The sequence below is a fragment of the Streptomyces morookaense genome (assembly GCF_013030945.1).
Classification (GTDB): Bacteria; Actinomycetota; Actinomycetes; order Streptomycetales; family Streptomycetaceae; genus Streptomyces; species Streptomyces morookaensis.
The window spans coordinates 1-19,001 of the sequence record NZ_JABBXF010000029.1; the positions used below are offsets into that span (position 1 = coordinate 1).

Sequence of the window (19,001 nt, forward strand, 5' to 3'; positions counted from 1 at the left end):
GCACTGGCTGGGCGCCGAGGGCATGCCCCGCCGGTACGCCGACTATCTCGCCTCGGACGGCTTCACCGCGCTGAACACCATCTCCACCATCGGTTCCTTCCTCCTCGGCCTGTCGCTGCTGCCGTTCTTCTACAACGTCTGGAAGACCGCCAAGTACGGCAAGAAGGTCGAGGTCGACGACCCGTGGGGCTTCGGCCGCTCCCTGGAATGGGCCACCTCCTGCCCGCCGCCGCGGCACAACTTCGTGAGTCTGCCGCGCATCCGGTCCGAGTCCCCCGCGCTGGACCTGCACCGGCCGGAGATCGCCGCAGCCGAACTGACGCGCCGCTGAAGGAGGAGATGGACCACATGCCGCGCACTCTCCTCGCCCTCGGCGCCGCGGTGATCGGCGCAGCCGGCTGCGTCTGGTATCTGCCGGCCCTGTCCGACCTCCGGGCCGGCGACGACCGGCCGCCTGCCCTGCGGACCGCGGCCCTCGCCTGCCTGACGGGGTGGGGAACTCTTGCCGCCGTCGTGCTCCTGCTGCTCGCGCAGGCCCCGTGGCGCGTTGCCGGAGCCGTTGCCGCGGTCGGGGCGGCGGCCGCCTCGTCCCTCGCCGTGCGCGCCGGGCTGCTGCGGCGCCGCGACCGGCGCGAGGCCGGGCAGTGGGCGGAGCAGCTCGGGGCGCCGCCGGTCGCCGCCCCCGGGCGGCCCGGCCGGACCGCTCTGGCGTGGGGGCTGTCGGGGGTTGCCCTCGCGGCCGCGGGAACGCCGTTCCTGGTGCGGCAGTTGCTCTTGGCCTAGCGGCACCTCGCGTCAGGTGTGACCTGGTGGCGGGGTCCCCCGCAGCCCGATGCGCACGCAAGTGAGGCCCCGGGGACATTGCGTCCGCGGGGCCTTTCGTCATCCTGTCGGCACCGCCGAGGAATGGTGGTTGACGATGAACCACTTGCCCCGGCACCGCTCGTAGACGAACGTGTAGCGGGCGTCGACCTTCGACTTGCTGCCGTCCTTGTTGGTCAGCGTGAACTCGTACAGTCCGCTGTCGACGGCATCGTTGCGACCCAGGATCTTGATGTGCCGCTCCTGGATGCGGCCGACCGGCTTGCTCTCCAGGAAATGCTTGAAGTAGTCGACCCGCGCCGCCCGCGTGGTGCGGATCTCGGAGGAGACGGTCGGCAGCAGCACGGCGTCGGGGGCGTACAGGTCTGCGACACGGTTCGCATTGCCGGTGGCCAGAGCCGCGTTCCAGCGATCGAACAGGGCCTTGACCTGCCCCTTGGTGGGATGGTGCTTCCCGGTTCTCGATTCCGCGGCGTGCGCCGTCCCGGCTCCGGTGAACAGCGGCAGCGCCAGCACGGCGACGGTGGCGACAGCGGTCGAGGCGGAATGCCTGCGCCTCAGCATGGAATACCTCCTGCGTAGGAACAGGGTCAGCTTCCCCCGGCGCAGTCGATCCTGCATGTCGGCGCAGCAGCCGGGGGAACGGCCGGTTCCGTCGGGCGGGTCTGCGCCCAGTCAGGGGCGCGGGGAACTCCGCGCCCGCACGGCGGAGCTGTCCCTTACGGTGCCCCGCCCCACCCGCGTCGCGGGGCCCGGGTGCCCAGGCCGGGTTCGCGGGTGCGGTAGACGATGTAGGGGCGCCACAGGTAGCCCACGGGTGCCGTCAGCATGTGGACGAGCCGGGTGAAGGGCCAGAAGGCGAACAGCAACAGTGCGCTGACGGCGTGCAGTTGGAAGAGCACGGGTGCCCCGCTCATCAGCTGTGGGTCGGGGTGCAGGACGAACAGGGAGCGGAACCAGGGCGAGATGGTGCTCCGGTAGTCGTACCCCTCCCCCACCAGGTTGGCGACGACGGTGGCGGCCAGGCCGAGTGCGATCGTCGTGGTGAGCGAGAGGTACATGGCCTTGTCGTTGCGCGTCGTGGCGGAGAGGACCGGGCCGACGGTGCGGCGGCGGTGGACGAGGACGGCGAGGCCGCCCAGGGTGCAGACCCCGGCGGCCGTGCCGAGCGCGACGGCCGTGACGTGGTAGGTGTGCTCGCCGATGCCGGCGGCCTCGGTCCAGGTCTTGGGGACGATCAGGCCGCCGATGTGGCCGGCCAGGACGAGCAGGATGCCGAAGTGGAAGACGGGGCTGCCGATGCGCAGCAGGCGGTTCTCGTAGAGCTGGGAGGACCGGGTGGTCCATCCGAACTTGTCGTAGCGGTAGCGCCAGACGTGGCCGAGGACGAAGACGAGGAGGACGAGGTAGGGCAGGACCACCCACAGGAGCGTCTGCCAGATGGTCGGCGTGTGGCGCATCAGAGGCCTCTTGCGGGGTCGGGTGCGAAGGGGGCCAGACCCACCTGTTCCTCCGGGGGGCCTTCGGCTGCGAGGCGGGCGACGGCGGTGTGTTCGCCGCCGGTCAGTCGGGGCAGCGTGGCGCGGACGGAGTCGAGCACGTGGGACCAGGGCGAGCCGGTCTCGCGCAGGGCCAGGCGCAGGAGTTCGATGCCGGCGCGGTGGTCGCGGAGCAGGCGGCTGCCGTCGCGGGTGCCGACGGCGGCGGCGAATTCCAGGACGACGGCGAGGTGGTCGGGCAGTTCCTCGTCCGTCAGATGCCAACCGGCCGCGGCGTAGGTGCGTTTCAGGCGCAGCAGGGCGAGGCCTCGTTTGCGGGTGTCGCCGTGGGCGTAGTAGGTCAGGAACAGGCAGCAGCGCTTGCGGTGGTCGAAGGTGGCGACATACTCGGCGGCGGTGTCCTCCTGTGTCCGGCCGTCGAGGTGCTCGGCGAAGGCCAGCAGGGGGGCGCCGGCCCGGTCCGGCAGTGTGGCGGCGGCCCGGCGGGCCAGGGGCAGGCGGTGCTGCCGGAAGTGGTCGTCGGGGTAGGCCAGCAGCAGGGACTGGGTCTGCCAGGCGCGCGGCATCCAGGCGTCGGGCGGGGTCATGGCCGGGGTTCGCTCTCATCGTCCGTAGCGGAGGGCGGGAAGAGGCCGGCGGGCTGTCCCTTGCCGTCCCAGTTGAGCAGGTTGACGCGGCCGGTCCGGCCGGCGGGCGTGGTGGGGGCGTCGGAGGTCTGCCGCTCGTGCAGCGCCCGGAAGTTCTCGACGGCGACCGGCGCCGGGCCGCCGGAGGATTCCCCGAACGGGCCGGAGCCGCCCATGCCGGGGCCGCCCTCGTAATCCAGGGCGCACTCGGTGACCGACTCCTCCAGTGCGTGGGCCTGTTCGGCGTGCGCGGGCGGGATCACATACCGCTCGTCGTACTTGGCCAGGGCCAGCAGCCGGTACATGTCGTGGAGCTGTTCGCCGTTCATGCCGACGGCCTCCGGAATGGTGTCGTCGGGGTTCCTGCCGAGGTTGATGTCCCTCATGTACGCGCGCATGGCGGCCAGTCGCCCGAGCACCGCCTTGACCGGTGCGGGGTCTCCGGCGGTGAAGAGCTGCGCGAGGTAGTCGACGGGAATGCGCAGGGCGTCGACGGCGGCGAAGAGGTTGTGCCGGTCCTCGGCGTCGTGGCCGGTGGCGCGCAGGGCGTCGGCCACCGGGGAGAGCGGGGGGATGTACCAGACCATGGGCAGGGTGCGGTACTCCGGGTGCAGGGGCAGGGCCACTTTGTACCGGTTGATCAGTGCGTGGACCGGGGAGCGCTGTGCGGCGTCGATCCAGTCGCGCGGGATGCCGGCGCGTTCGGCCTCGCGGACGACCTGCGGGTCGGCGGGGTCGAGGAGGACCGAACGCTGGGCCTCGTACAGCCCGGTGGCCTCGGGGGTGGAGGCGGCGGCGAGGACGCGGTCGGCGTCGTAGAGGACGAGTCCGATGTACCGCAGGCGGCCGACGCATGTCTCCGAGCACACGGTGGGAAGGCCCACTTCGACGCGGGGGAAGCAGAAGGTGCACTTCTCCGCCTTGCCGGTGCGGTGGTTGAAGTAGACCTTCTTGTACGGGCAGCCCGTCACGCACATGCGCCACCCGCGGCAGCGGTCCTGGTCGACCAGGACGATGCCGTCCTCCTCCCGCTTGTAGATCGCGCCGGACGGGCAGGAGGCGGCGCAGGACGGGTTGAGGCAGTGTTCGCAGATGCGCGGCAGGTAGAACATGAAGGTCTGCTCGAACTCGAAGCGGATCTTCTCCGAGAGGTTCTTCAGCAGGACGTCCTTGTCACCGTGGTCGATCGAGCCGCCGAGGTCGTCGTCCCAGTTGGCCGACCAGGTGATCCTGGTGTCCTTGCCGGAGATCAGCGATGTGGGGCGGGCGACGGGCGTGTGCTCCTGGAGCGGGGCGCTGGTGAGGGTCTCGTAGTCGTAGGTCCAGGGTTCGTAGTAGTCGTCGAGGGCGGGCAGCCTGGGGTTGGAGAAGATCGTCAGGAGCTTCCTCAGCCTTCCGCCGCCCTTGAGAACGAGCCGGTTCCTGCTGTTCAGTTCCCATCCGCCGCGCCACGTCTCCTGGTCCTCGTAGCGGCGCGGGTAGCCCTGGCCGGGCCGGGTCTCGACGTTGTTGAACCACACGTACTCCACGCCGGTGCGGTTGGTCCATGCCTGCTTGCAGGTGACCGAACAGGTGTGACAGCCGATGCACTTGTCGAGGTTCATCACCATGGCCATCTGGGCCATCACCCTCATCAGTACTGCACCTCCTGCGAGCGGCGGCGGATCACGGTGATCTCGTCGCGCTGGTTGCCGGTGGGTCCCAGGTAGTTGAAGGCGTAGGAGAGCTGGGCGTAGCCGCCGATGAGGTGGGTGGGTTTGATCAGCAGCCGGGTCAGGGAGTTGTGGATGCCGCCGCGGCGGCCGGTGGTCTCGGTGCGGGGGACGTCGATGAGGCGGTCCTGGGCGTGGTGCATGTAGACGGTGCCCTCGGGCATCCGGTGCGAGACGACGGCCCGGGCGACGACGACGCCGTTGCGGTTGACGGCCTCGATCCAGTCGTTGTCGTGGATGCCCGTCTTCCCGGCGTCTTGCGCGCTCATCCAGATGGTCGGGCCGCCCCGGGAGAGGGAGAGCATGAAGAGGTTGTCCTGGTATTCGGAGTGGATGGACCACTTGTTGTGCGGGGTCAGGTAGCGCACGGTGAGGCCGAGTTCGCCGTTGTCGCCGATCTGCGGTTCACCGAAGAGGGCGTGCATGTTCAGCGGCGGCCGGTAGACGGGCAGTTGTTCGCCGAGTGCGGCGATCCAGTCGTGGTCGAGGTAGAAGTGCTGGCGCCCGGTGAGGGTGTGCCACGGCTTGAGGCGTTCGACGTTGACGGTGAAGGGCGCGTAGCGGCGTCCTCCGGCCTCGGAGCCGGACCACTCGGGCGAGGTGATGACGGGGACGGGCGCGCTCTGGGTGTCGGCGAAGGCGATCCGTTTCCCCTCGTGTTCGGCGGCGAGGTCGGCCAGCCGGGTGCCGGTGCGGGCCTGAAGGGTGCGGAACCCCTGGGTGGCCAGGCGGCCGTTGGTGGTGCCGGACAGGGCCAGGATCGCCTCGCAGGCGTCCACGTCGCGGGCGAGGGACGGGCGCCCGTCGGCGACTCCGCCGCGCACGGTGCCGTTCTTGCGGCGCAGGTGCTCGAGTTCGGCCTCCACCCGGTAGGTGATGCCCTTGGTGGTCAGCCCCCGGGTGTCCGGCAGCGGGCCGAGGGCGGCCATCTTCTCGGCGACGGCGGCGTAGTCGCGCTCGACGACCAGCAGTTTCGGCATGGTGCGGCCGGGCACCGGATCGCATTCCCCGGCCTTCCAGTCGCGGACGCGGCCGTGCGGGGTGGCCAGGGCGTCGGGGGTGTCGTGCGTCAGGGGTGCGGCGACGAGGTCCTGCCGGGTGCCCAGGTGGCCGGCGGCGAGGCGGCTGAAGGCGCGGGCGAGTGCGTGGAAGGCGTCCCAGTCGGTGCGGGTCTGCCAGGGCGGGGCGATGGCCGGGTTGAAGGAGTGGACGAAGGGGTGCATGTCCGTGGTGCTCAGGTCGTGCTTCTCGTACCAGGTGGCGGCGGGGAGCACGATGTCCGAGTGGACGGTGGTGCTGGTCATCCGGAAGTCCAGGGTGAGCAGCAGGTCGAGTTTGCCGGTGGGGGCCTCCTCCCGCCAGACCACGTCGCGGGGGCGGGCGCGGGGCGGGGTCTCGGTGGCGCGGACGGCCGAGTCGGTGCCCAGGAGGTGTTTGAGGAAGTATTCGTTGCCCTTGGCGGAGGAGCCCAGGAGGTTGGCGCGCCACACGGTCAGGACGCGGGGGAAGTTGCGCGGGTCGTCAGGGTCCTCGCCCGCGAACCGCAGCCTTCGTGCGGTGAGTTCGGCGACGACGTGGTCGGCGGGGCTGCGTCCGGCCGCCGTGGCCTCGTCGGCGAGGTCGAGGGGGTTGCGGTCGAAGGTGGGGTAGGAGGGCATCCAGCCCATACGGGCGGACGCGGCGATGACGTCGGCGGTGGACAGGCCCGCGAAGGGTGTGCCGCGGCCGGCTGCGGCGAGGGTGTCGGCGCCGAAGTGGTCGTAGCGGAACTGGTCGGTGTGCAGGTACCAGTAGGCGGTCTGGATCATCTGGCGGGCGGGCCGGTTCCAGTCGGACGCGGTGGCCAGCATGGAATAGCCGGTGACGGGACGGACCTTCTCCTGTCCGACGTAGTGGGCCCAGCCGCCGCCGTTGACGCCCTGGCAGCCGGTGAGGGTCGTGAGGGTGAGGAAGGCGCGGTAGATGGTGTCGGAGTGGAACCAGTGGTTCGTCCCCGCCCCCATGATGATCATTGAACGCCCTTGGGACTCCTCGGCGTTGGCGGCGAACTCCCGGGCGATGCGGGCGGCCACGGCGGCGGGTACGCCGGTGACCGTCTCCTGCCAGGCCGGGGTGTACGGCTGGTCCGGGTCGCCGTAGCCCGCGGGCCACGTCCCGGGCAGTCCGTCGCGGGCCACTCCGTACTGTGCGAGGAGCAGGTCGTACACGGTGGTCACCAGGCGGCCGCCGACGCGGCGTACGGGGACGCCGCGCAGCAGGCCGGCCGCTGCGCCGTCGGCCGCGTCGAAGCGCGGCAGCCGCACCGGCACCGCGCCGTCCGGTCCCCCGGCCGCCGACAGCAGCGGGTCGATGCCGCCGAGGTCGAGGTTCCAGCGCCCGGCCCCTGACTCGCCGAACCGGTCGCCCAGCGTGCCGTTGGGCACGACGGGCCGGCCGGTGGCGGAGTCCAGCAGCACGGTGCGGAAGGCGGCGTGCTCCGCACGGGCCGCCTCACCGCCGAGGTCCTCGGCGGTGAGGAACTTGCCGGGAACGTACGCCCCTTGGCCGTTCTCCTCCAGCGCGACGAGGAAGGGCAAGTCGGTGTACTGCTTGACGTAGCCGTCGAAGTAGGCGCACTGCCGGTCGGTGAAGAACTCCTTGAGGACGACATGTCCCATGGCCATCGCGAGCGCACCGTCGGTGCCGGGGCGGGCGGCCAGCCATTCGTCGGCGAACTTGACGTTGTCGGCGTAGTCCGGTGAGACGGCGACGACCTTCTGGCCGCGGTAGCGGGCCTCGGCCATCCAGTGCGCGTCCGGCGTACGGGTCACCGGCAGATTGGAGCCCCACATGATCAGGTATCCGGCGTCCCACCAGTCACCGGACTCGGGTACGTCCGTCTGGTCGCCGAAGACCTGCGGCGAGGCGACGGGCAGGTCCGCGTACCAGTCGTAGAACGACAGCATCACCCCGCCGAGCAGCGAGTAGAACCGGGCTCCGGCGGCGTGCGAGACCATCGACATCGCCGGGATCGGCGAGAATCCGGCCAGCCGGTCCGGCCCGTGCCCCTTGATGGTGTGCACATGGGCCGCGGCCGCCATCTCGACCGCCTCGTCCCAGCCCGCCCGCACCAGGCCGCCCCGGCCTCGCGCCGCCTTGTAACGGCGGGAGCGCTCCGGGTCGGAGACGATGTCCGCCCACGCCAGCACCGGGTCGCCGAGCCGGGCCTTGGCCTCGCGGTACATCCGCAGCAGGATGCCGCGCACATAGGGGTATCGGACGCGCGTCGGCGAGTAGGTGTACCAGGAGAAGGCGGCACCGCGGGGGCAGCCCCGGGGTTCGTACTCCGGCCGGTCCGGGCCGACACTGGGGTAGTCCGTCTGCTGGGACTCCCAGGTGATGATGCCGTCCTTGACGTACACCTTCCACGAGCACGAGCCGGTGCAGTTCACCCCGTGCGTGGAGCGCACCACCTTGTCGTGCGACCAGCGGTCCCGGTAGAAGTCGTCCGCCCGCCGCCCGCCCTTCCGGTGGACGGTGCGCAGGTCGTCGGAGATGTCGGCCCGGGTGAGGAACCTGCGGGCCCGCACGAGAGCCTCGGTCAACTCGCCGTCCAGGCGGGCCTGTTCACGGTCCGGCTCGGCGGCCACGGCCTCGCCCTCCTCCGGGCCTCGCGGCCCTTGTCGTCCGCGGCTCGCAGCATGGTGATACGCGAACCTCACGCGTCACCATGCCGCAGCGCCCGCGCTCCGGGGGCGCACGACGCGCTTCGGACCTCCGTTTGCCGGGCCTGCCGCCGTGCTCAGCCGGACGCGGCCGCTGCTCCTGCCGCCGTCGCGCGGGCCGCGTCCTTGCGCACCCGGGTCAGGGTGAAGGCCAGTGCGGCCGCCGCGATGACGGAGAGGAGGGCGAGGCCCAGGGCGTAGGAGCCGTAGGTCCCGTAGAGGGTTCCCATCAGCAGGGGCGGGACGAAGCCGCCCAGGCCGCCGGCGGCACCGACGACACCGGTGACCGAGCCGACCTGGTTCGCCGGTGTCAGCAGGGCGACCAGCGCGAAGGTGGCTCCGCTGCCTGCCCCCAGCGCGGCGGCCATCGCGAGGAACGCGGCCGTGCCCGCCGGCATCAGGGGCGGTGCGGCGGCCTGGGCGGCCGCACCGGCGACGACGACCGCCAGCGACGCGGCCAGGACCCGCGCCGGCCCGATGCGGTCCGACAGCCAGCCGCCCACCGGCCGCATGGCGACGGCGAGCAGCACGAATCCCGCCATGCGGTTGGCCGCGTCGGCCTGGGCGAGGCCATAGCCGGTCTTGAGGTACGTGGGCAGGTAGACGGAGAAGGCCACGTAGCCGCCGAAGGTCACCGCGTACAGGGCGGACGCCTGCCAGGTGACGCCGAGCCGGGCGGTGGCGGCCAGCCGCCGCGCCAGCGGCTCGGTGGGCACCGCGCGGCCGGGGGCGTCCCTGAGCAGGACGAAGGACAGGACCGCGTAGGCGGCCAGGACGCCGGCGGTGATCAGGAAGGGACAGGCCGTGCCGTGCGCGTCGACCAGGCGCACCGTGGTCAGCGCGCTGATGGCCGTGCCGCCCATGCCCGCGCCGAACAGGCCGATCGCCAGGCCGCGCCGCTCGGGCGGGAACCAGGCGCCGACGAAGGGCACGCCCACGGCGAAGGACGTGCCGCCGATGCCGAGGAAGAAGCCTCCGGCCAGCAGGCCCCACAGCGACGAGTGGCCCGAGAGCCCGAGGTACAGCACGGGGACGACGGTGGCGGCCGACACCAGGGGGAACATCACGCGCCCGCCGAACCGGTCGGTGAGCGCCCCGACCGGGATGCGGCCGAGCGACCCCACCACGACCGGTACGGCGACGAGCAGGGACTGTTCGAACGAGCTGAGCTCCAGGATGTCCTTGAACCGGGGGCCGAGCGGGCTGAGCAGTGCCCACGCCCAGAAGTTGACTGCGAACCCGACCGTGGCGAGTACCAGCATGACGCCCGGGCGGGCGGCCGGGGAGGCCCGGCGCGCGTCGGCGGGTCGTGCGTCGTGGGTCAGGTGCTGCGGAGCGCGCATGGCGTCCCTCTCCTCGGATGTGCAAGAGCCTGCCGCGCCGAGCGCGGCAACCCCCCGTATCAGGATCAGCGCGAACACACCGGGACACACGGGCTGAACGGGCCCATTCCCGGCCGGACGGCGGCCCCTTCCCCGGGGCCACCCGGACCATCCACCCGGGCCGAAGGTCCCCGATCTGCACCGGATCGCCCGTGCCGGCCCCTTCCGCGCAGTTTTGAACCAAGGCAAGCCTTACCTTTTCCGTGATCGACGCGGAGGTATCCATGACACTGCACGACTGCGCACCGGGTGTGCGCGTACGGCTGGGCAGGCTCCGCCTGCCCGGGCCCGACCGCCTCAGGCTCTCCGGCCTGGGGTTCCTGCCGGGCCACGAGGTCCTGGTCATCGGGCGGGGTGCGGCAGGAGGCCTGGTGGTGGCCCTCGGGGACGCCCGGTACGCCGTCGACGCGGACACCGCGCGCGGGATACGGGTGACCGCCGTCGTGGACTCCCATGTCTAGGGCGTGTGCCGCGGCCGGCCGCGGCTCCGCCTGCCGGCGCGACGGGGCCGTCCCGGTCGTCGCGCTCGTCGGCGCCCCCAACGTCGGCAAGTCCACCCTCTTCAACGCGCTGACCGGGGCACGCGGGCGCGTCGGCAACTGGCCCGGCACGACGGTCCACGTGGCCCGGGGCACATGGCGCCCGGACGGCGGCGCCCCGGTCGAGTTGCTCGATCTCCCCGGCACCCGCAGCCTCGTCCCGCACTCGCCCGACGAGGCGCTCACCCGGAGCCTGCTGCTCGCCCCGGACGGGGCGGAGCGCCCCGACCTCGTCGTCGTCACGGCCGATGCCGCGAACCTCGCCGGCAGCCTCTGCCTGATCGCCGAAGTGCTCGGGACGGGGGTGCCCTGTGCCGTCGCGCTCACCATGACCGACGTGGCGGCGGCGCGGGGAACCACGGTCGACGCCGGGGCGCTTGCCGCGCTGCTCGGGGTGCCCGTCGTGCCGGTCCTCCCCCGGCGGCGGCGGGGGCTCGCCGGGCTCGGCGACGCCGTGGGCCGTGCGCTCGCCGACGGCGGGACGCTGCCGCAGGACCTGCCCGATGTTCCGGCGTATGCGCCGGACGGTGACGACGACGGGGAAGCCGGCATCGCGCGGGCCGAGGCGCGCTACGCCTGGGCGCACGAGGTTCTCGCACAAGTGCGGACCCGGCAGGGCGCGTTCCGGCCGACCCTCTCCGACCGGGCCGACCGGGTGCTGACCTCCGGCCGGTTCGGCGGCCCGCTCTTCCTCGCCGTCATGTGGCTCGTGTTCACGGCGACCACGACCGTCGCCAAGCCGCTGCAGGACGGCCTGGCCGCGCTCTTCGCCGGGCCGGTGGCCGGGGGCGCCGCCGCGGCGCTCGGTGCGGTGCACGCTCCCGCCTGGCTGTCCGGCCTGGTCGTCGACGGGCTGATCGCGGGCGTCGGCCAACTCCTGTCGTTCGTGCCGCTGATGGTCGTCATGTTCGTCCTGATGGCCGTCCTGGAGGATTCGGGGTACATGGCCCGGGCGGCCTTCGTCGTCGACCGGCTGATGCGGTGGCTGGGCCTGCCCGGACGGGCCTTCCTGCCCGTCGTCGTGGGCTTCGGCTGCAATGTGCCCGCGCTCTCCGCCGTCCGTGTCCTCGGGGACCGGCGGCAGCGCATGCTCGTCGGAATGATCATCCCGTATGTGTCCTGCAGCGCCCGTCTGACGGTCTACGTCCTTCTGGCGAGCATCTTCTTCGGCAGCGCGGCGGGCACCGTGGTGTTCGCCCTGTACGTCCTGTCCGTACTGCTCGTCATCGGGGTCGGCATGCTGCTGCGGCGCACGCTCTTCCGCGAACTGCGCGGCGAGGCCCTGGTGCTGGAGCTGCCGCCCTACCGTCTGCCGGCCGTTCGCGTCGTGGGCGCCCAGACCTGGCAGCGGCTCGTCGCCTTCCTGCGGACCGCCGGCGGGGTCGTCGTCGCGGCCGTCACCGCGGTGTGGCTGTGCTCCGCCGTTCCGCTGGGTGCCGCGCCCGGCACGGAATTCGGTGCCGCCCCGGCCGGACACAGCGTCCTGGGTGCCGCCTCGCGGGCCGTGGCGCCCGCGTTCTCGCCGGCCGGCTTCGGCGACTGGCACGCGGCGGCCGCGCTGGGCACGGGGTTCGTGGCGAAGGAGGCGGTGGTGTCCACGCTCGCGCAGACCTACGGTGCCGACGATGCGGGCCGCCCACGGGAGTTGGGCGCGGAGCTGCGCGCAACCTTCGACCGGGCCTCGGGCGGGCACCCGTTGCCCGCGGTGCTGGCGTTCCTGGTCTTCGTGCTGGCCTACACACCGTGCATGACCACGATCGCCGCGCAGTGGCAGGAGATCGGACCGCGCATGACGCTCACCGCCACAGGGCTGCAACTGGCCGTCGCCTGGCTGCTGTCGGTCGCGGTCTTCCGCATCGGGAGCCTGTGGTGGTGAACCGGCCGGTCAGCCCGCTGCGGCACGTCCTGCAGCAGATCCTCCGGGCGCAGGGCGGTCTGCGCCTGGAGGAGATCGCCGAGCGGGCCGGAATCGCTCCGGACGAGGCCGCCTCGATGGTCGACTACTGGATCGGCCGCGGGCTGCTGACCCGCGAGGCGGTCGACGGCGGGTGCCCGACGGCCGGTTGCGGCGGGTGTGCGCTCGCGCGCTCCTGCGCATCGGCCCGCACCGGCGCGGTCACGCCGCCGCTCCTGCACATCGTCCGGCCGGTGCCGGACGGGCCCGCCGGCTGACCTTCCGGCCCGGGATGCAGTCCGGCCGTGGACGCGGCTCGGCCGTGCGCTTCGTCGGAAGCAGCAGCCCTTCTCATTCGGGTGAATCGGGCTACGGCACCCGGCTCAACGGCCGCAGGAGCCCGCAGGGCACGCTTGGATGACCGCGTGATCATTTCAGCAGCTGCAGAGGGGTCAACGCCCCTCGACCGCAGGGCGGATGGCGTTCTGCCCGTTCACCGCGCCTTCGCGGCCGTCGCACAGCACATGCCGGACGCCACGGCGGTCGTGGAGGAGACCGGCGGACGCTGGTCCTATCGCGAAGTCGGCGCCTGGGCCGCCGAGGTGGCGGCCGCCCTGCGAGGGGCGGGGGCGGGCCCGGGGACCGCGGTCGCGGTGCGGTTGCCCCGCTCGGCTCGGCTGATCGCCGCGCTGCTGGCGGTCTTCGAGACCGGTGCGGCCGCCCTGGTCCTCGATGCGCGCACGCCCGACGAGCGGCTGGCGGCCATCGAGGCCGACGCCGGCTGCACGGCGGTGGTCGTCCCCGCCGAGACGGCCGCCGGACCGGACGGCGCGCGCGGGCCCGTGCCCGTCCCGGTGCCGGCCTCCCCCGGTGCCGCGGCCCTCGGCGCGGTGCTGCCGCCGAGCGGACCGGAGGACGAAGCCGACCGTGTCGCCTGCGTGTTCTACACCTCGGGCTCGACGGGGCGGCCCAAGGGCGTCCAGGTCACCCACCGCAATCTGGGGTGCTTCGCCGCCGACCCGTACTGGGACGGGCCCGGCCACCGGGTCACCGCGCTGGTCTCGGCTCTGGGCTTCGACGCCCTCGGCCACGACCTGTGGCTGCCGCTCACCCGGGGCGGCACCGTCGTCGTCCCGGCCGAGGACCGGGTGGACGCGCACCGGCTGGCCGCCCTGGTCGCCGCGCACGGCGTCACCGGGGTCTTCCTCACCACCGCCTGGTTCAACCAGATCGCCGCCGACGACCCGGGCGCGCTGCGTGGGCTGCACACCGTACTCACCGGCGGCGAGGCCGCCGATCCGCAGGCCTTCGCCCGTGTCCGCGCCGCCTGCCCGGAATTGGCGCTGGGCCACGTCTACGGACCGACCGAGTGCACCACCTTCACCACCCGCCATCCGCTGCCGCCGGGGAAGCCGCTGCCCGGCGGCCGGGTGCCGATCGGCACCGCCCTGCCCGGGGTCACGGTGCGGCTGCTCGGCCCGGACCTGGCCGAAGTCCCCGACGGCGGGACCGGGGAGGTGTACGTCGCCGGGGAACAGGTCGCCCGGGGATATCTGGGCCTTCCCGCCCTCACCGCCGAACGCTTCGTCGCCGACCCGCACGGCCCGGCGGGCACCCGCATGTACCGCACCGGCGACCTCGCCGTGCGCGGGCCCGGCGGAGCGCTGGAGTATCTGGCCCGCGACGACGACCAGGTGAAGATCCGCGGGCATCGGGTCGAGCCGGGCGAGGCGCGCGCCGCTCTCGCCGCCCTGCCCGGGGTGGCGCAGGCGGCCGTGGTGGTGCGGGACGGGCGACTGGTCGGCTACGCGGTTCCCGAACCCGGTGCCGGCGCCACTGCGGAGGAACTGCGCGCCGGGCTGGGCCGGTTGCTGCCCGAGTACCTGGTGCCCTCGGCCGTGGTCCTGCTCGACGGGCTCCCGCTGACCGTGAACGGCAAGCTGGACCGGAAGGCGCTGCCCGCACCCGCAGCCGCCCGGGCCGGTGCAGGTGTGCCGCGCACGCCGGCCGAACAGGCCTTGTGCAGCGCGTTCGCGGAGGTTCTGGGCCTGCCCGGGGCGGGCACCGAGGACGACTTCTTCGTCCTCGGCGGCGACAGCATCACCGCGATGCGTCTGGTCAGCCGGGTCCGCCGGGAGAACGTGGCGATCAGCTCGCAGGATGTCTTCAGGCTGCGCACTCCCGCCGCCCTGGCGGCCGCCGCCCGGGTGGCGGCTCCGGCCGCGGACCTGCTGCACCAGTCGGCCACCGGCGCGTGGGACCTGCCGCCCATCGCGCTCTGGCTGCGCGAACAGGGCGAGGGCACGGCCGAGTTCGTCCAGTCGGTGCTGGTGGAAACCCCCGCCGGCCTGGAGCGCGAGGCGCTCGTCGCGGCCCTGCGGACGGTGCTGGACCGGCACGACGTCCTGCGCACCCGGCTGCCCGACCCGTCGGCCGGGGCCGTGTGGCAGCCCGAAGTGCTGCCGCCGGGCGAGGTGGCGGCGGGAGAGCTGCTGGACGTGGTGGACGTGCGTGCGCTGCCCGGTGCCCCGGCGCCGCGCGCCGTCCAGGAGGCGGTGCGGGGCGCCATGCGGTCGTTGGACCTGCCGGCCGGGCGGACGCTGCGCGCGGTGTGGTGGGACGCCGGTCCCGCGCGGCCGGGCCGGCTGCTGCTGGCCGTGCACCACTTGGTGGTCGACGGGGTCTCGTGGCAGGTGCTGCTGCCGGACCTGGCCCGGGCCGCCGAGGACCCGCGCGCGCTGGGTGCCTGGGGAGCCGCCACGCCCTACCGCCGGTGGGCGGAGGTGCACCATGCCCGGGCCGGCAGCCCAGGCGTACTGGCGACGCTGCCGCACTGGCGGGCGGCCGTCGCCCCGGCTCCCACCCCGTGGCCGGCGCGCGGGCCGCTGGCTCCGGAGCTGGACACCATCGCCGCCTCGCGCACCCTGGAGTCCGTCCTGCCGCCGGAGACCGGCCGGGCCCTGCTGACCACCGCCCCGGCGCATTTCGGTGCCACCACGCAGGAGTTGCTGCTGACCGCCCTGACGGTGGCCGCCGCGCGGTGCGGCGGATCGCGGACACTGGTGCTGGACACCGAGGGGCACGGCCGGGACGCGGCCGAGCCGCCCGTCGACGTCTCCGCCACGGTCGGCTGGTTCACCTGCCTGTATCCGCTCCGGCTGGAATGCCCCGAGCGCGCGGCCCGCCGCACAGAGGACCCGGGCGAGGAGGAGGCGGCCCTCGCCGGGGCCGTGCGCGCGATCCGGTCCCAGTGGCAGCGGGTGCCGGAGGACCGCTCGTCCTACGGGCTGCTGCGCCACCTGCACCCGCAGACCGCCGGCCTGCTGGCCGCCGCGCCGGGCAGGCCGCTGCTCTTCAACTACCTGGGGCGATACGCCGTTCCGGGCCGCGACCCCTGGCCGTACGCCGCCGAGGCGCCCGTGCTGGGCATCCACCGGGCCGCCCGGCAGCCGCTGTCGCACCCGCTGGAGATCAACGCTGTCGTCGACGAGCGCACCGGGGAGCCCCTCCTCACCGCGGTCTGGCGCTGGTCGGCACGGTTGGTGGACGGCACCGACGTGGCGAGCCTGGCCCGGGAGTGGGCCGACGTGCTGGCCTCGCTCGCCCGCATCTCGGCCACCGGCACGCGGGGACGGGCCGCGGGACCGGCCGTTCCGGCCCCGCGCGAGGAGGGTCAATGGCCCTGCTCGCCGCTCCAGGAGGGGCTGCTCTACCACGCCCACCGCGGCGAGGGCGCCCCGGACCCCTACCACGTGCAGACCGTGCTGGACCTGGAGGGACCGGTGAATGCGGCCGCGCTGCGCGCTGCGTTGTCCGCGCTCACCGCCCAGCATCCTGCGCTGCGTGCCGGGTTCCGGTGGAACTGCCGGGGCCAGGCGGTGCAGACCGTTCGCGGGACGGTGGAAGTCCCGCTGCGGGAGGCGGACTTGTCGCGGCTGACGGGGGAAGAGCGGGAAAGGGCTGCCGACGAGGAGGCCCGCCGGGACCGGGACGAACCGTTCGACCTGGCCGAGCCGCCACTGCTGCGGGCCGTACTGCTGCGCCTGGGCGAGGCGCGCTCCCGGCTGCTGCTGAGCTACCACCACATCCTCATGGACGGCTGGTCGATGCAGGTCGCCCTGGCCGACCTGGCCGAGCTCTACGGCCGGGCCGCTTCGGGTGCCGTGCCCACGCCCCTCCCGCGGCCGTCCGCGCTCGGCTACCTGCGCCATGTCGCCGGCCAGGACGCCCGGTTGGCCGGCAAGGCGTGGCAGGAGCTGCTGGCCGGCGTGACCGAGCCGACGCTGCTGACCTCCCCGGGTGGCGAGGAGCACGGCCGCCCGCGCACGGTGCTGCTGGAACTGCCGCCGGAGCGCACCGCAGCCCTGCGGTCCCGGGCGCGCGAGCGGGCCCTCTCGCTCAACACGTTGATCCTGGGCGCCTGGGGGCTGGTGCTGGCGCAGCTGACCGGCCGCAGCGACGTGGTGTTCGGCACGGTCGTCGCCGACCGTCCGCCGCACCTGCCCGGGGTCGAGTCCATGGTCGGGCTGATGAACAACGCGGTGCCGGTACGGGTGGACACCACGTCGGCCGGCGACCGGGGCGGTCTGCTGACGGCTCTTCAGGAGCAGCGCGCCGCGATGATGCCGCACCAGCACCTGGGCCTCGCCGAGATCACCCGGGCTGCCGGGCTGCGCGAGCTCTTCGACACCGTCGCCGTGCTGGAGACGTACACCGACGCGTTCGCCACCGCCTGGGGGAAGGACGTGCGGGTCGTGTCCAGCAGGGTGGAGAACGGCACGCACTATCCGCTGTGCCTGCTGGTCTCGCCCGGCGAACGGATCGCCGTCAGGGTCCAGTACCGGCCGGGGCGGCTGACCGAGGAGGGTGCGCGGGAGGTCGGTGCCCGGCTGCTGGAGGCGTTGGACGCCCTCGCCGGGGACCTGTCCGTGCCCGCCACGCTGCCCGTGGGCGCGGTGCGGCCGTCGGCGGCGGTCGAGCGCGGCCGGGCGGCGGCACCGGTTCCGGTGCTGAAGCGTTTCGCGGCGCAGGTGCGGGTGGCGCCCGGGCGGGCGGCCGTGGTGGACGGGGCCGGGGTGCTGGACTACCGGGGTCTGGACTCGGCATCCGACCGGCTGGCCGGGGAGCTGGCCGCGCGGGGTGTGGGTGCCGAGGACGTGGTGGCGCTGTGCCTGCGGCGCGGCCGGGACGCGGTGGCAGGGATGCTGGCCGTGCTCAAGGCCGGTGCCGCCTACCTGTGGCTGGATCCGCGCCACCCCGCGCAGCGGGTGGGGGTGCTGGCGGCCGAGGGCCGTCCGGCGCTGCTCCTGCACCATGCGGAGTTCGACGACGCCCTGGCGCTGGTCCCCGCCGAGGTGCCCCGGATGCTGCTGGAGCCGCGGCATGTGTCGCCCGGGCCGTCGCCGGCGGGGCACCGGCGGCCGGAGCGCCTGCCGGGTCACCCGGCGTACGTGGTGCACACGTCCGGGACGCAGGGCGTGCCGAAGGCGGTGGTGATGCCCGGCGCCGCCCTGGACCGGCTGGTGGACTGGCACGAGCAGCGCTTCCCGGCCGAACCGGGCGCGGTGACGGCCCAGTTCACCTCGATGGCGTTCGATGTCGCCACGCAGGAGGTCCTCACCGCGCTGTGCACGGGGCGGACGCTCGCGGTGCCGGATGCCGACACGCGTGCCGACGCGGTCGCGTGGACCGCGTGGCTGCGTGCCCACCGGGTGACCGAGCTGTTCGCCCCCACTCCCGTGCTGGCGGCCCTGTGCGAGTTCGCCGACGGAGAGCGGGAGTTGCTGCCCGACCTGCGGCACCTGGTGCAGGCCGGTGAAGCGCTCGTGGTCGGCCCGCAGCTGCGTGCGCTGTGCGCGCGGGGTGGCAAGCGGCTGCACAACCACTACGGCCCCGCCGAGACGCACGTGGTGACCGCGGGCGAGATCGCCGGGGACCCGGCGGACTGGCCCGCGCGGCCCGGAATCGGCGTCCCCGTGCCCGGCTCGCGGGTGATGCTGCTGGACTGCGGGCTGCGGCCGGTGCCCGACGGGCTGACCGGGGAGCTCTGGGTGGCGGGCGACCAACTGGCCCGCGGCTACCTGGGCCGGCCGGGGCCGACGGCCGCGCGGTTCGTCGCCGACCCGTGGGGGCCGCCCGGCTCGCGGATGTACCGCACCGGTGATCTGGCCCGCCGACTCCCGGACGGCACGCTGGAGTTCGTCGGCCGCAACGACGACCAGGTGAAGATCCGCGGGCACCGGATCGAGCCGGACGAGGTACGGGCCGCCCTTGCGGCCGTGCCCGGCGTGGTGCAGGCGGCCGTGGTGGCCCGTCCGGACGGTCGCGGCGGCAAGGAACTGACCGGTTACGCGGTGGTCCCGGACCAGGCCGGGCCGGCGCCGGACGGGGCCGCCCTGCGGGAGGCGCTCGCCGGTGTGCTGCCGGACTTCATGCTGCCCGCCCGGGTGGTGGTGCTGGACCGGATGCCGCTGACCGTCAACGGCAAGGTGGACCGCCGGGCCCTGCCCGAGCCCGACCGCGGGCCGGCCGAGGTGCGCGAGCCGCGCACGGCCGCCGAGCGCGCAGTCGCCGAGGCGTTCGCCGAGGTACTGGGCCTGGAGCAGGTGGACGTGGACGGCAACTTCTTCCACCTGGGCGGTCATTCGCTGCTCGCGGCCCGGCTGCTGCAACGCCTGCGGGAGCGCGTCGATCCCGCGGCCACTCTGTCCCAGGTGATGGAACGGGCCACCCCCGCAGCCCTCGCCGCCGTGCTCGCACCGGCGACTGGCCCGGCCGACGCCCCCACGCCCACCCGGAGTTGAGCACTGCCGGTCCGCCCGGC

General features: G+C 73.8%; 11 protein-coding genes and 1 pseudogene. 6 read left to right on the plus strand and 6 right to left on the minus strand.

What is annotated here, in order from left to right:
* A pseudogene (locus HG542_RS13765) lies at positions 1 to 331 on the plus strand (aa3-type cytochrome oxidase subunit I); the annotation flags it as partial.
* Between the two features lie 17 nt (positions 332 to 348).
* Positions 349 to 783, plus strand: coding sequence for a hypothetical protein (locus HG542_RS13770; RefSeq protein ID WP_176606541.1), 435 nt, complete (start codon positions 349 to 351; stop codon positions 781 to 783).
* 99 nt (positions 784 to 882) lie between these two features.
* Here the strand turns inward: HG542_RS13770 and HG542_RS13775 are convergent, their stop codons facing one another.
* From HG542_RS13775 to HG542_RS13800, 6 genes are all read right to left on the minus strand, one after another.
* The gene (locus HG542_RS13775; RefSeq protein ID WP_171081130.1) at positions 883 to 1,386 is read right to left on the minus strand and encodes an SgcJ/EcaC family oxidoreductase; all 504 of its coding nucleotides are present in this window, start codon (positions 1,384 to 1,386) and stop codon (positions 883 to 885) included.
* A 155-nt stretch (positions 1,387 to 1,541) separates the two neighbouring features.
* Positions 1,542 to 2,282 (minus strand): respiratory nitrate reductase subunit gamma, encoded by a 741-nt coding sequence (gene narI, locus HG542_RS13780; RefSeq protein ID WP_171081131.1) that lies wholly within the window; start codon positions 2,280 to 2,282, stop codon positions 1,542 to 1,544.
* Entirely contained in the window at positions 2,282 to 2,908 is a 627-nt protein-coding gene (gene narJ / locus HG542_RS13785) for a nitrate reductase molybdenum cofactor assembly chaperone (protein WP_171081133.1), read from the minus strand. The genes narI and narJ overlap by 1 nt, the downstream gene beginning before the upstream one ends.
* Positions 2,905 to 4,581: a nitrate reductase subunit beta gene (narH, locus tag HG542_RS13790; RefSeq protein ID WP_171081134.1), complete on the minus strand. Its 1,677-nt coding sequence runs from the start codon at positions 4,579 to 4,581 to the stop codon at positions 2,905 to 2,907. The genes narJ and narH overlap by 4 nt, the downstream gene beginning before the upstream one ends.
* Positions 4,581 to 8,288: a nitrate reductase subunit alpha gene (locus HG542_RS13795; protein WP_229922713.1), complete on the minus strand. Its 3,708-nt coding sequence runs from the start codon at positions 8,286 to 8,288 to the stop codon at positions 4,581 to 4,583. The genes narH and HG542_RS13795 overlap by 1 nt, the downstream gene beginning before the upstream one ends.
* A 152-nt stretch (positions 8,289 to 8,440) precedes the next feature.
* Complete coding sequence (locus HG542_RS13800; RefSeq protein ID WP_171081339.1) at positions 8,441 to 9,625, minus strand: MFS transporter; 1,185 nt, start codon at positions 9,623 to 9,625, stop codon at positions 8,441 to 8,443.
* A gap of 344 nt (positions 9,626 to 9,969) precedes the next feature.
* Here HG542_RS13800 and HG542_RS13805 point away from each other — a divergent pair, with 344 nt between their 5' ends.
* The 4 genes from HG542_RS13805 to HG542_RS13820 all read left to right on the plus strand — a co-directional run bounded on the left by HG542_RS13805 (position 9,970) and on the right by HG542_RS13820 (position 18,981).
* A complete protein-coding gene (locus tag HG542_RS13805; protein ID WP_171081137.1) occupies positions 9,970 to 10,206 on the plus strand; it encodes a FeoA family protein in 237 nt (78 codons plus the stop codon).
* Positions 10,199 to 12,160, plus strand: a complete 1,962-nt coding sequence (feoB, locus tag HG542_RS13810; RefSeq protein ID WP_171081138.1) for a ferrous iron transport protein B — start codon at positions 10,199 to 10,201, stop codon at positions 12,158 to 12,160. The genes HG542_RS13805 and feoB overlap by 8 nt, the downstream gene beginning before the upstream one ends.
* Positions 12,157 to 12,456, plus strand: coding sequence for a FeoC-like transcriptional regulator (locus HG542_RS13815; RefSeq protein ID WP_171081141.1), 300 nt, complete (start codon positions 12,157 to 12,159; stop codon positions 12,454 to 12,456). Before feoB ends, HG542_RS13815 begins: the two co-directional genes overlap by 4 nt.
* 147 nt (positions 12,457 to 12,603) lie before the next feature.
* Positions 12,604 to 18,981 carry a non-ribosomal peptide synthetase gene (locus HG542_RS13820; protein WP_171081143.1) on the plus strand — a complete coding sequence of 2,126 codons (6,378 nt, stop codon included), beginning with the start codon at positions 12,604 to 12,606 and terminating at the stop codon, positions 18,979 to 18,981.
* Positions 18,982 to 19,001 lie beyond the last annotated feature (20 nt).

What these genes read in the sequence shown, in the direction of transcription:
- HG542_RS13800 (WP_171081339.1), bottom strand. Translation starts at nt 9,625, where the DNA reads ATGCTGGTACTCGCCACGGTCGGGTTCGCAGTCAACTTCTGGGCGTGG.
- feoB (WP_171081138.1), top strand. Translation starts at nt 10,199, where the DNA reads ATGTCTAGGGCGTGTGCCGCGGCCGGCCGCGGCTCCGCCTGCCGGCGC.
- narJ (WP_171081133.1), bottom strand. Translation starts at nt 2,908, where the DNA reads ATGACCCCGCCCGACGCCTGGATGCCGCGCGCCTGGCAGACCCAGTCC.
- narH (WP_171081134.1), bottom strand. Translation starts at nt 4,581, where the DNA reads ATGAGGGTGATGGCCCAGATGGCCATGGTGATGAACCTCGACAAGTGC.
- HG542_RS13770 (WP_176606541.1), top strand. Translation starts at nt 349, where the DNA reads ATGCCGCGCACTCTCCTCGCCCTCGGCGCCGCGGTGATCGGCGCAGCC.
- HG542_RS13775 (WP_171081130.1), bottom strand. Translation starts at nt 1,386, where the DNA reads ATGCTGAGGCGCAGGCATTCCGCCTCGACCGCTGTCGCCACCGTCGCC.
- HG542_RS13805 (WP_171081137.1), top strand. Translation starts at nt 9,970, where the DNA reads ATGACACTGCACGACTGCGCACCGGGTGTGCGCGTACGGCTGGGCAGG.
- narI (WP_171081131.1), bottom strand. Translation starts at nt 2,282, where the DNA reads ATGCGCCACACGCCGACCATCTGGCAGACGCTCCTGTGGGTGGTCCTG.